The sequence below is a fragment of the Curtobacterium sp. MCBA15_008 genome, from assembly GCF_001865065.1.
Classification (GTDB): domain Bacteria; phylum Actinomycetota; class Actinomycetes; order Actinomycetales; family Microbacteriaceae; genus Curtobacterium.
In genome coordinates, this window is record NZ_MJGN01000015.1 from 33,696 (window position 1) to 44,858 (window position 11,163).

The 11,163-nt window shown below is 71.4% G+C and carries 13 protein-coding genes and 1 tRNA gene; 8 read left to right on the top strand and 6 right to left on the bottom strand.

Annotation, left to right across the window (positions count from 1 at the left end; genetic code table 11):
- Window positions 1–39: 39 nt before the first annotated feature.
- From BIU96_RS19780 to BIU96_RS07935, 4 genes are all read right to left on the bottom strand, one after another.
- Entirely contained in the window at window positions 40–180 is a 141-nt protein-coding gene (locus tag BIU96_RS19780; RefSeq protein WP_175477489.1) for a hypothetical protein, read from the bottom strand.
- 120 nt (window positions 181–300) lie between these two features.
- Complete coding sequence (locus tag BIU96_RS07925; protein WP_139199905.1) at window positions 301–861, bottom strand: hypothetical protein; 561 nt, start codon at window positions 859–861, stop codon at window positions 301–303.
- Entirely contained in the window at window positions 858–1,838 is a 981-nt protein-coding gene (locus tag BIU96_RS07930) for an aldo/keto reductase (protein WP_071292115.1), read from the bottom strand. Before BIU96_RS07930 ends, BIU96_RS07925 begins: the two co-directional genes overlap by 4 nt.
- A 30-nt stretch (window positions 1,839–1,868) precedes the next feature.
- A complete protein-coding gene (locus tag BIU96_RS07935; RefSeq protein WP_071292069.1) occupies window positions 1,869–2,396 on the bottom strand; it encodes a hypothetical protein in 528 nt (175 codons plus the stop codon).
- 230 nt (window positions 2,397–2,626) lie between these two features.
- On the opposite strand from BIU96_RS07935, the gene BIU96_RS07940 reads away from it, so the two are divergent.
- The 8 genes from BIU96_RS07940 to BIU96_RS07975 all read left to right on the top strand — a co-directional run bounded on the left by BIU96_RS07940 (window position 2,627) and on the right by BIU96_RS07975 (window position 10,405).
- Window positions 2,627–3,721: an Lrp/AsnC family transcriptional regulator gene (locus tag BIU96_RS07940; RefSeq protein ID WP_071292070.1), complete on the top strand. Its 1,095-nt coding sequence runs from the start codon at window positions 2,627–2,629 to the stop codon at window positions 3,719–3,721.
- Window positions 3,722–3,804: 83 nt separating this feature from the next.
- Window positions 3,805–4,764 carry a polysaccharide deacetylase gene (locus BIU96_RS07945; RefSeq protein WP_071292071.1) on the top strand — a complete coding sequence of 320 codons (960 nt, stop codon included), beginning with the start codon at window positions 3,805–3,807 and terminating at the stop codon, window positions 4,762–4,764.
- Window positions 4,765–4,889: 125 nt separating this feature from the next.
- Window positions 4,890–6,227 (top strand): MFS transporter, encoded by a 1,338-nt coding sequence (locus BIU96_RS07950; RefSeq protein WP_071292072.1) that lies wholly within the window; start codon window positions 4,890–4,892, stop codon window positions 6,225–6,227.
- A complete protein-coding gene (locus tag BIU96_RS07955) occupies window positions 6,224–7,093 on the top strand; it encodes an SDR family NAD(P)-dependent oxidoreductase (protein WP_071292073.1) in 870 nt (289 codons plus the stop codon). The genes BIU96_RS07950 and BIU96_RS07955 overlap by 4 nt, the downstream gene beginning before the upstream one ends.
- Entirely contained in the window at window positions 7,090–8,118 is a 1,029-nt protein-coding gene (locus tag BIU96_RS20070; RefSeq protein ID WP_071292074.1) for a ketopantoate reductase family protein, read from the top strand. The genes BIU96_RS07955 and BIU96_RS20070 overlap by 4 nt, the downstream gene beginning before the upstream one ends.
- Window positions 8,115–9,284 (top strand): M20/M25/M40 family metallo-hydrolase, encoded by a 1,170-nt coding sequence (locus tag BIU96_RS20075; RefSeq protein WP_071292075.1) that lies wholly within the window; start codon window positions 8,115–8,117, stop codon window positions 9,282–9,284. The genes BIU96_RS20070 and BIU96_RS20075 overlap by 4 nt, the downstream gene beginning before the upstream one ends.
- Before the next feature lie 11 nt (window positions 9,285–9,295).
- Window positions 9,296–9,368 (top strand) — tRNA-Val (locus BIU96_RS07970).
- 605 nt (window positions 9,369–9,973) lie between these two features.
- Window positions 9,974–10,405 carry a VOC family protein gene (locus tag BIU96_RS07975; protein ID WP_071292076.1) on the top strand — a complete coding sequence of 144 codons (432 nt, stop codon included), beginning with the start codon at window positions 9,974–9,976 and terminating at the stop codon, window positions 10,403–10,405.
- 28 nt (window positions 10,406–10,433) lie between these two features.
- Here the strand turns inward: BIU96_RS07975 and BIU96_RS07980 are convergent, their stop codons facing one another.
- Both BIU96_RS07980 and BIU96_RS07985 read right to left on the bottom strand, forming a co-directional pair.
- Complete coding sequence (locus tag BIU96_RS07980) at window positions 10,434–10,691, bottom strand: hypothetical protein (protein WP_071292077.1); 258 nt, start codon at window positions 10,689–10,691, stop codon at window positions 10,434–10,436.
- 212 nt (window positions 10,692–10,903) lie between these two features.
- Window positions 10,904–11,163, bottom strand: a 260-nt coding sequence (locus BIU96_RS07985; protein WP_217642244.1) for a hypothetical protein, incomplete at its 5' end; no start/stop codon positions are given.

Consider the following 11,163-nt stretch of genomic DNA (forward strand, 5'->3'; position numbering starts at 1 on the left):
AGGGCCGCAATGCCTACCCGCGCTGCCAGGCGCGTCCGGTCAGCCGACCCAGAGCAACGCGAGGCCGATGAGGCCGGCGAACACGACCGCGATCGCCACCTCGAGCAGGACCACGACCAGGTCGTCGCGCTGGGGGCCGTCGTCGAGGTCGGAGGGGCGGTGGGAGGGGATCGTTCGCATGACCGGGACGCTAGGGGCCGCCCGTGGCAGCCGTGCGGCGGCGACCCCCGGGTGCGCACGGATCGGGGCGTGGATCCGCGTGGCGACGGCGACCCGGCTGACACACGACTGCCACACGCGTCAGCGGTACTGGGGCGGCCAGTCGAACGCCGGTGGGAGGTGCGGCACCTCGCCCACGGACGTCACCGCGAGCACGATCTCGCGCCGGTTCGTCAGCTCGATCGACCGCGGGTTCCCGATGGACCGGTGCCCGTCCACCCACACCGTCAGCTCGCCCCGAAGGCCACCGACACGCCAGGCGCTCAGCGGTACGCCCCACTCGTCGAAGAACTGCCCGAGCGTGAAGACCTGCCGCGTCGGGGACTCGACGTGCAGGATGCCCGACGTGTCGTGGGTGTGGAGCTGCGCGGCGAAGCGCTGCCGGTGCGAGTGCCCGACGTTCGCCGGGACGGTGACCGGCGACGAGCCGTCGAGGACCGTCAGGTGCGTGTGGACGTGCTCGGCGAGCCGTTCCCCCCACACGTTCCGGAGGCCGGCGGCGTCGGCGCGCTCGGCCAACGCCGTCGGCGCCGGCCACGGCGGAGCGCTCCGGGTCGTGCCGGCCGCCGGGGTCGTCCCACCGGCGAGCAGCGCCAGGACGGTGAGCACCGCCAGCGCCAGCCCGACGACGGACGACCTCACCACTTGTCGTGCACGCTGGCGCGGAACCACTGGTCGTAGAGCTCGCGGACGGTCTCGTCGAGGCCCGGGATCTCCGGCAGGTCACCCGCACCGGCGTTCGACCGCGCCTGCTCCGGGTTGCGCGCGCCGGGGATCGCGGCGGTCACGCCCTCCTGCGCGATGACCCACGCGATCGCTGCCTGCGGGACGGACACCGCGTCCGGCAGCGAGGCCGCGAAGGTCTGCGCTGCCTGCACCCCGTCCTCGAAGTCGACGCCGCTGAAGGTCTCGCCCTGGTCGAACGCCTCGCCGTGCCGGTTGTAGTTGCGGTGGTCGCCCTCGGCGAACGACGTCTCCGTCGTGTACTTGCCGGACAGCAGCCCCGACGCCAGCGGGACGCGCGCGAGGATGCCGACCCCGGCCTCCCGGGCGGCCGGCAGCACGCGGTCCAGCGGCTTCAACCGGAACGCGTTGAGGATGATCTGGACGGTCGCGACGCCGGGCCGGGCGATGGCGGTGAGTGCCTGGTCGGCGGTCTCGACGCTGACGCCGTAGGCGGCGACCGAGCCGTCGGCGACCAGCGCGTCGAGGGCGTCGTACACCGCGTCGTCCTCGTAGACCGGGGTCGGCGGGCAGTGCAACTGGACCAGGTCGAGGGTGTCCTGTCCGAGGTTCCGCCGCGAGCGGTCCACCCACTCGCGGAAGTTCGCCGCGACGTAGCTCGACGGGACCTGCTCGGCACGGCGACCCATCTTCGTCGTGATGGTCAGCGGGACGTCCGGGTTCGCGGCCCGCCAGGCGCCGATGAGTTGCTCGCTGCGGCCGTCGCCGTAGACGTCGGCGGTGTCGAAGAGGGTGACGCCGGACCCGACGGAGGCGTCCATCACGGCGTTCGCGTCGGCTTCCGAGACGGGGCCCCAGTCACCGCCGAACTGCCAGGTGCCGAGGCCGACGGGGGAGACTTCGCGGCCGGTGCGACCGAGGGTGCGACTCTGCATGCTGCCGAGCGTACCCACGACGGCTGCGGCTCAACTCGGCGTCGAGACACCCCGGCGGAGGAGTGCCCGCGCCTCGCGGGCACGGGGGATGACCCAGCACGCGCTCCACAGGCCGAGTCCGACCCAGAGCAGGATCAGCATCGTCGTGATGAGTGCCCCGTGCTGGTCACGCATCGACCACGTCATCGCGATCCAGAGCGTGCTCAGCACGATCTTCCCCCAGCCAGCGGCCTCGCGCTCGGCCTGCGCCTGCACGAGGGGGATCCAGCGCTCTGCGGGGACGCCCGCGGGGACCTTCCCGTCGACGATCCAGTCACGCACCACGATCGACTCCGCGTAGCCGCCCTCGGCGCGCCACGACCGGAGCTGCAGGACGACGGCGATCGCGGCGCCCGCCGCGGCCGACGGCACGCCCACCGCGACCAGGACGCCCGGGGTCGCCTCGGTCCACGACGACGCGACCAGCACCACGAGGACGACGCCGAAGGCCGCGCCGGCGGCTCCGGTGCCGAGGAGGCGGAGGCGTCCGGCCTCGTCGATGACGCCCACACCGTTCATGCTCGGACCTGGTTCACGTCGGGGACGCTACCCGTCCGGGGTGGGCGGTGCGTGGGTGTTCGTCTGCCCGTTCGGCTGCCGATCCCGGGTGCTGTGGTGGGTCCGCGGTTCGCCGAGTGGCTCGAGCAGGGACCGCAACGCTCTGAGTGAATGAAAACATCGTGTTACGGCTGTGATCTGAACCAAAACACGGATTGACGGCTGATTGATGACGGAATACGTTGTCGGTCGTGACCTTGACAGATACTCGACCGACCGGCGCCGACGACGTCGACCGCGCCGTCCTCCGGGCGCTCGCCCACGACGGCCGCGCCTCGTGGGCGACGATCGGTGAGCTGGCCGGCTGCTCCACGTCGACGGCCCAACGCCGGGTGACGCGTCTCGTGGAGGACGGCTCGGTGCGCATCATCGCGGCGTCGGACGTCCTGGCATCGGGGTTCGGCGTCTCGACGAAGGTCCGCATCCGTTCCGGGGCCGCACGCGCCGACGCGTTGGCCGACGCCCTCGCCCGCCGACCCGAGGTCCGGTTCGCCGCGACGCTCACCGGCTCCGCCGACTGCACGGCCGAGGTCGTCCTGCCGCGCGTCGGTGACCTGACCGCCTTCCTCAGCACGATCGAGATCGACGGTCGCCCGGTCGAGACCGAGGCGCTGCCGATCGTGCGGACGTTCACCGCCCCCTTCACCGTCTTCCCCGGCGACGCGCTCGCCACGACGTCGCCCACCGATCCGGCGAGCGCCGCGCCGACCGGCGGCAGCGCCCCGCGATCCGCGACCGCGAACGCGCCGGCGCCGGACCCCTCGACGGGCGAAGGGGTCGCGCCGCTGCACGCCGACGCGACGCCCGAGGAGCGGGCGGTCTTCGCGGCCCTCGTCCACGACGGCCGCAAGCCGCTCACCGACCTCGCGCGCGAGGTCGGTCGCTCCGAGGCCGTGACCCGTCGCACCCTCGAGGACCTGGTGCAGAGCGGTCGGCTCCGGATCGGGCCGCTCGTGGCCCCGGCGCTCCTCGGCCGGACGACCGAGCTCGAGGTGTGGATCTCCGTCGCGCCGGACCGGCTGTCGGACGCGGCCGTGCAGCTCGCCGGCCACCCGTCCGTGCACTACGCGGCGGCGTCGCTCGGCCGCTACAACCTGATCGGGCAGGCGTTCCTGCCGGACTTCGCCTCGGTCTACACGTTCACGACCGACGTCCTCGGGGCCCTGCCAGGGGTGCGCGAGGTCGACGTCACGGTGCAGCTCCGGACCGTCAAGCGGATGTGGAGCCGCATCGACGACGGCCGGTTCCTGCCTACCAGCGACGCGTCGGCCCTCGCGCTCGCGTGACCAGCGACGCGTCGGTAGCGGCGTTCGCGTGACCTGCGACGCGCGGTACCGGCGCTCGCCTGACCAGACCACAGGAGGACACCATGCCCCAGGACGACCCCCAGCAGCCGTGGCAGTGGGACGAGACGACGTGGCGCGGCCACGTCGAGGAGGTCCGCGCCGGCCGCAACCTGCTCCCACCGGAGGGCCCAGACGGTGCCGGCCGGTGGCCGGGTGGCGCGCGGGTCGCGGTCGCGATCTCGTTCGACTCCGACCACGAGACGCCGGCCCTCCGAGACGGTGAGACCTCACCGGGTCGGATGGCGATGGGGGAGTACGGCGCGCGTGCGGCGGTCCCGCGGATCCTGCGCCTGCTCGACCGGTACGAGGCCCCGTCGTCGTTCTACCTCCCGGCGGTCTGTGCGCTCCTGCGGCCGGAGGAAGCCCCGACCTACGTCGAGCACGGCCACGAGGTCGCCGTGCACGGGTGGATCCACGAGCGCAACACGCTGCTCGGCCACGACGACGAGCTGGACCTGCTGAGCCGGGCCGTCGACGTGCTGACCGCCCAGACCGGCGTGCGCCCCACGGGCATCCGCACGCCGTCGTGGGACTTCAGCGACTCGACGCTCGACGTCGCCCGCGAACTCGGGTTCCGCTACGACTCGTCCCTCATGGCGGACGACGACCCCTACGAGATCCTGCACCGTGGCACCCCGACCGGCATCGTCGAGATCCCGGTGGACTGGATCCGCGACGACGCGCCCTACCTCATGATGGAGCGCTTCCAGTCGCTGCGGCCCTACACGCCGCCGCACGAGGTCGGCCGCATCTGGCGCGACGAGTTCGACGTCGCCCGCGCCGAGGGCGGCGTGTTCCAGCTGACCATGCACCCGCACTTCATCGGGCACCGGTCGCGGCTCGTGGTCCTCGAGGCGCTGCTCGCCCACATCCGCTCGTTCGACGACGTCTGGTTCACCACCCACGCCGACCTCGCCGAGCACGTCGCGACGGCCAGCGGTCTCGATCCGGTCGGTGCGTCCGTCACGGACGTGACCGCCTGACGGACTGGAGGCGCGGGTCGGGCCCGCCCCGCGCCTCCAGTCCGCTGCTCCACCCGTCCCACCCCCGTCCCTCCGCTCCACCCGTTCCGCACCCCCGTTCCTCCACCCAGGAAGTCGACGCAACGATGACAGCAGAAGCAACCGACCCGCGGCTCGGTGCCACCGGCACCGACGCCGTCCACGAGACTCGGCTCACCGCCCGCGGTCGCAAGGCGATCATCGCCGGCGGCATCGGCAACGTGGTCGAGTGGATCGACTGGGCCGTCTACACGACGTTCTCGTCGGTCTTCGGCCACCACTTCTTCCCGGCGGGCAACGACGCCGCGGCCCTCCTCGCGACGCTCGCCGTCTTCGCGGTCGGGTTCGTGATGCGCCCGATCGGCGCGGCGGTGCTCGGTGCGTACGCCGACCGGCACGGTCGCAAGAAGGGGTTGATGCTGACCATCGCCCTGATGGCGGTGGCCTCGCTCGTCATCGGTATCACGCCGGACTACGCCACCATCGGCATCGCCGCACCGATCATCCTGCTGCTCGCGCGACTGGCGCAGGGCTTCTCCGCCGGCGGCGAGTTCGGGTCGTCCTCCGCGTTCCTCGTCGAGTCGGCGGCGCCGAAGCGCCGTGCGTTCGCCGGATCGTGGCAGCAGGTGTCCGTGGGCGCCGGCGTCCTCATCGCGTCCGGCATCGGCGCGATCATCACCTCAGCGCTCTCGCCCGCGGCGCTCGACGCCTGGGGCTGGCGCGCAGCGTTCGTCTTCTGCGCGCTCATCGGCCTGGTCGGCATCTGGCTGCGGACGTCGGTCGAGGAGACCGAGTCCTTCACGTCGCAGCGCGCGCGGGACGAGCAGGTCGCCGCGCCGAAGCGCAACGCGGTCGTCGCGATGTTCCGCGACCACCCGGGCGCGACCGCCCGTGTCTTCGGCATCACGATCGCCGGCACGCTGCTCTACTACATGTGGGTGTCGTACATGCCCACCTACGCCCACGTGACGACCGGGCTGCCGCTCAACCAGGCGCTCCTCGCCAACGTCGTCGCGATGGTGATCTTCCTCGTCCTGCTGCCCTTCGCGGGCATCCTGTCGGACAAGATCGGCCGCAAGCCGACGATGTCGATCTTCGCGGGCGGGTTCCTGGTCTTCGCGTGGCCCGCGTTCACGTTCCTGAGCGGCACGTTCTGGTCGCTGCTGATCATCCAGGTCATCGGCATCCTGTTCCTGCTCGGCTACTCGGCGAACTGCGCCGTGATCATGGCCGAGCAGTTCCCGCCCGAGGTCCGCGCGACCGGGATCGGCCTGCCCTACGCACTCGCCGTGGCGATCTTCGGCGGCACCGCGCCGTACATCACGACGTGGATGAGTGGAGCAGGCCTCGGACACCTCGTCTGGGTGTACTGCGCCGTCGCCGCGGCGATCGGTCTCGTGGTGTACCTGACCATGCCGGAGACGAAGGGCAAGGTGCTCCGATGAGCCGGCACGTGCTCGTGACCGGCGCCGCGAGTGGCATCGGGCTCGAGGTCGCTCGGCGGTTCGCGGCGCTCGGCGACCGCGTGACCCTCGTCGACCACCGGGCGGAGGCGCTCGGGGCGGCCGCGGTGTCGGTCGGTGCTGCTGCCGGCGGCTCTGCTGCTGTCGGTGCTGTCGGTGCTGTCGGTGCCGTCGGTGCGGTCGGTGCTGTCGGTGCCGTCGGTTCTGCCGACGCTTTGGTCGGGACGGTGGTCGCGGATCTCCGTGATCCGGACGCCCCGTCGCGCGTCGTCACCGAGGCCTGGGCGCTGGCCCCCGTCGACGTGCTCGTGAACGCCGCCGGGGTGTACCCGGCGACACCGTTCCTCGAGCTCGACGCCGCCACCTGGGACGCGGTCCAGGACGTCAACGTCCGCGCCCCGCTCCTCGCCACCGTCACGCTCGGTCGGCTCGCCACCGCGGCAGGAGGGACCCCGTCCGTCGTCAACATCACGTCGGGGGCCGCACTCCGCGCCCGGCCCGGGGCAGCGCCGTACAGCACGTCCAAGGCCGCGCTCGAGATGGTGACCCGGGCCAGCGCCCTCGAGCTCGGTGCCGCCGGCATCCGGGTGAACGCGGTGGCCCCCGGCTTCGTCGTCGTGGACAGCGCGGTGAACCGCGTGAGCGAGGAGTACGCGGCCGCCGTGTCGCCGAACCCGCTCGGACGGACGGGCGAACCGTCCGACATCGCCAAGGCCGTGGTGTGGCTCGCCGACCCGGAGCAGTCCGGTTGGGTCACCGGGACGATCCTCCGCGTCGACGGCGGATCGTCCACGGGCGCCCACACCCTGCCGCTCAGCACCGCTCCCCGAGAGGACGTCACCGCATGACCGACCCCATCCCGTACACGATCGTCGGCGCCGGAGCCATCGGGGGCACCCTCGCCGTGCACCTCGACGCCGCGGGCGTCCCCGTCCAGCTGGTCGACGCCGACCCGGAGCACGTCGCCGCGATCCGGACCGACGGCCTCAGACTCCGCACGTCGCAGGGGGAGCGGATCGCCCGGCTCCCGATCTGGCACCTCGACGACGCCGACGCCCCGGCCACGCTCGGGCCGGTGCTCCTCGCCGTGAAGGCACTCGCGACCGACTCCGCCGCGGCGTGGATCGCACCACGCCTCGCGCCGGACGGGTGGGTGGCGTCGCTGCAGAACGGGCTGAACGAGGCGACGATCGCCCGCCACGTCGGAGCGGACCGCACCGTCATCGCGTTCGTCGACCTGTTCGCGGACGTCGTCGGACCGGGCATCGTGCAGGACGGCGGCCTCGGGGCCATGGCCCTCGGCGAGTACGCCGGCGGCACGAGTGACCGGAACCGTGCGCTGGCCGCCGACCTGCACCAGTGGGGGACCCCCGTCGTGACCGACAACGTCGCCGGGTTCCTGTGGTCGAAGCTCGCGTTCGGCGCGATGCTCACCGCGACCGCGCTGGCGGACGACGCCATGAGCGTGCTCATCGACCGGAACCGCGACGTCATGGCGGCCCTCGCCCGCGAGGTCCTGGCCGTGACCGAGGCGCAGGGCATCACCCCCGAACCCTTCGACGCGTTCGAGCCGACCGCGTTCGCCCCGGGAGCCGACCCCGCGGCGACGTCGGCCGCACTCGACGGTCTGGTCGCCTGGCTCGCCACACAGTCCAAGACCCGCTCCGGGATCTGGCGCGACATCGCCGTCCGGCACCGGAAGACGGAGGTCCCGCTGCACTACGGACCGGTCGTCGAGGCCGGGCAGTCGCTCGGCGTCCCCACCCCGGGCATCCGCGCGCTCGTCACCGAGATCGTCGCCGTCGAGGACGGCGCCCCCATGGACGAGGACCGCATCCGCGGACTCGTCGCAGCGGTCGGGGCCGGACGATGACCGGCACGACGGTCGCGGCCGACCTGCTCGACGCCGCGACCGCCCGGCGTCCACGGATGGTCGAGGACCTCGTCGCGTACATCGAGACCGAGACCCCCTCCGACGACCTCGACCTGCTCCGCGCGGGACTCGACCACGTCGAGCGGTTCCTCGCCACGACCGTCGGGCCCTTCGCCGAGCGGACGCTGCACGAACCGGAACGCCACGGCCCGGTCGTGGTCGGGGACCTCGTCGCACCGAGCCCCACGGACTCGTGGGTCGTCGTGCTCTGCCACTACGACACCGTCTGGGCCGCGGGCACGCTCGCCGACTGGTCCGTCCGGATCGACGGCGCGAAGCTCACCGGCCCCGGGGCGTACGACATGAAGGCGGGGCTGGTGCAGTTCGCCCACGCACTCGCGGTCCTCGACGGGCTCGGCGTCGCCCGGCCGAACGTGCGGCTCGTGCTCAACGGCGACGAGGAGGTCGGCAGCATCGGATCCCGTCCGGTCATCGAGGACGTGGTCCGTCGCACCCCCGGGCCCGTCCTGGTGTTCGAGGCCTCCGCCGGACCCGAGGGCGCGCTGAAGACCGCGCGGAAGGGCGTCGGACTGTTCGACGTCCACATCCGCGGTGTCGAGGTGCACGCCGGGCTCCACCCCGCCGGCGGAGCCAGCGCCGTCGACGAGCTCGCCCGGGTGGTGCTCGCACTGCACGGTGCCGCCGACCTCGACGCCGGCACCTCGCTGAACGTCGGTGTCGTCACCGGCGGGACGCGACCCAACGTCCGCGCCGGCGCAGCGACCGCTGCCCTCGACGTCCGTGTGTCGTCCGAGGCCGAGTCAGCACGGATCGACGAGGTCCTCGCCGGCCTGACACCGCACGCCGACGCCGCGTCGATCACCGTCACCGGCGACTGGAACCGGCCCGTCATGGCGCGGACCGACCGGAACGTCGGGCTGTTCCGGATCGCCGAGGAGGTCGCGGACGAACTCGGCCTCACCGTGACCGAGACGAGCGTCGGCGGTGCGAGCGACGGGAACTTCGCGGCTGCGCTCGGCGCGGCGGTCCTCGACGGCCTCGGTGCGGTCGGTGACGGTGCGCACGCGCGGCACGAGTGGGTCGACCTCGATCGGATGGTCGAGCGGACGGCGCTCACCGCGGGGGTGTTGCGGCGACTCGTCTAGGATCGAGGGGAGGGCCTTTAGCTCAGCTGGTAGAGCGCCACGTTTACACCGTGGATGTCGTCGGTTCGATCCCGGCAGGGCCCACGACGAAGAGTCAGATCAGTCGCTGACAGCGCGTGGGCCACACGCGGTGACCTGGGGTTGCGATCGCGGCGTTGCCGGCACCGCGTTCTGGGCGGGGCGCACCGGTTGCGCCAGCGAGGAGGAATCGTCCGGGGACCTCCTGGTGAGAAGCCGAGCGAAGTTGATTCTGCTCGGCTGCCATCTGGGGCGCGTTGGCGTCCGCATGGCCTCCCACCAGTGCGACGAGCAACGGACCACCCATGTGAGACAGCGAATTCTCGAACGCGGCGATCGGGGCGGGATCGCGGCACGGTGCGGAGCGGGACCGGCTACCGGGACACGATCTGCGGCATGCTTCGAGCATGCCCAAAGTGAAAGCACCTGCTCCAAGAGGTTTGGCGCTCGTTCGAGTCCTTGCAGTGTGCGCGCCGTTCGTTGGGGCGACAGCAGTCATCTTGGGCATCGCGCAAGCGCGATCCGGAGACGCCATCGGCTACCTACTTGTCGCGCTGGGCGCCCTAATGTTCCTGCTCACGTACTACTTCATCCGGATCATCCGGATCGCTCGCCGCTGAGCCATCCGCTACCGGGACTGCCCGCAGGGTGAGGGCTGCAACGATGGCCCGGTGACTGAAAATCTCGAACCCTCGCTCGTTCCCGAACTGCTCGTGGCCGACCTGGATCAGAGCATCGAGTTCTGGTGCAACTCGTGCGGCTTCGACGTCGTCTACTCGCGCCCTGAGGAGCGCTTCGCGTACATCACGCTCGGTTCCGCGCACCTGATGCTCGAACAAGCAGGCGTGGGTCGTAACTGGATCACGGGACCTATTGAGCGCCCGCTGGGCCGCGGGGTGAATTTTCAGATCACGGTGCCGGACTCTGACGCACTGGCGCAGGTGCTCGGACGCGCTGGCGTTGAGCTCTTCATGCGACCCGAGATCAAGTGGTACGGCATCGGAGAGGAAGAGGCCGGCGTGCATCAATTCCTCGTTCAGGACCCTGACGGATACCTCGTGCGGTTCCAGTCGTCACTGGGGCGACGACCAACCGCCCGGTAGACGATCCTCTTTCGAGAGCGATCAGGGATCAGCGGTGGGCGCGGCGGATGCGGCGCCACATGGCGACCAAGCGGTCCCGAAGTAGATAGGCGACACCCAACACGAGGACAACGACGGGCAAGGCGATCGGCCAGGCTGTGGTGAAGGTGAGAAGGACCGCAACGGCCTCGAGGCCGATGAAGGAAACGGCCCCGAGATAGAGAGTCCCCGCCTTGGTAGCCAAGCGCCAGGTGAGCGCGTTGAACCACGACCGTGCACGCGCAATGAGCCGGTGACTACTTCTCACGTTGCCAGACTATGTTGTGGTCCGTCCCGGTAGCGGATCGGTGGCCGGACACTGTGTTGACGGTCCGGCGCTTCCTCGGGACGCGAGCAAGCGTGGTGTGAACGCGCCAGAATGCACTCATGTGCACGACGCATCGGTTGGTGACCGCGCCTCTCGGCATCGCACTGTCCGTCGCGTCGGTATCGGGACGAGCCGACGCGACTTGGATCTTGTTACACGGTTCGGACGGGCATGAGACTGACTTGTTGCCGCTCGCGGACCGCCTCCTCCCCGATGCTGCCCAGGTCGCCCTTCGCGGTGCCGCGGAAACAACTGGGGGCCGTGCCTTCTTCGACCGCCGCTCCGACAGGACGATCGACGACGAGGAAGTAGGCGCTCGGATCGGCGCGCTGGTGGATGCGATACAGCACGGCCAGCGTCTGGTCGGCGGAACCCGGCACCGGATTCTCCTTGGATTCTCCAACGGTGCGAT

Excerpts from the sequence above, each read along its gene's own strand:
- BIU96_RS07935 (WP_071292069.1), bottom strand. The coding sequence starts at position 2,396 with ATGAACGGTGTGGGCGTCATCGACGAGGCCGGACGCCTCCGCCTCCTC.
- BIU96_RS20070 (WP_071292074.1), top strand. The coding sequence starts at position 7,090 with ATGACCGACCCCATCCCGTACACGATCGTCGGCGCCGGAGCCATCGGG.
- BIU96_RS20075 (WP_071292075.1), top strand. The coding sequence starts at position 8,115 with ATGACCGGCACGACGGTCGCGGCCGACCTGCTCGACGCCGCGACCGCC.
- BIU96_RS07950 (WP_071292072.1), top strand. The coding sequence starts at position 4,890 with ATGACAGCAGAAGCAACCGACCCGCGGCTCGGTGCCACCGGCACCGAC.
- BIU96_RS07945 (WP_071292071.1), top strand. The coding sequence starts at position 3,805 with ATGCCCCAGGACGACCCCCAGCAGCCGTGGCAGTGGGACGAGACGACG.
- BIU96_RS07930 (WP_071292115.1), bottom strand. The coding sequence starts at position 1,838 with ATGCAGAGTCGCACCCTCGGTCGCACCGGCCGCGAAGTCTCCCCCGTC.
- BIU96_RS07955 (WP_071292073.1), top strand. The coding sequence starts at position 6,224 with ATGAGCCGGCACGTGCTCGTGACCGGCGCCGCGAGTGGCATCGGGCTC.
- BIU96_RS19780 (WP_175477489.1), bottom strand. The coding sequence starts at position 180 with ATGCGAACGATCCCCTCCCACCGCCCCTCCGACCTCGACGACGGCCCC.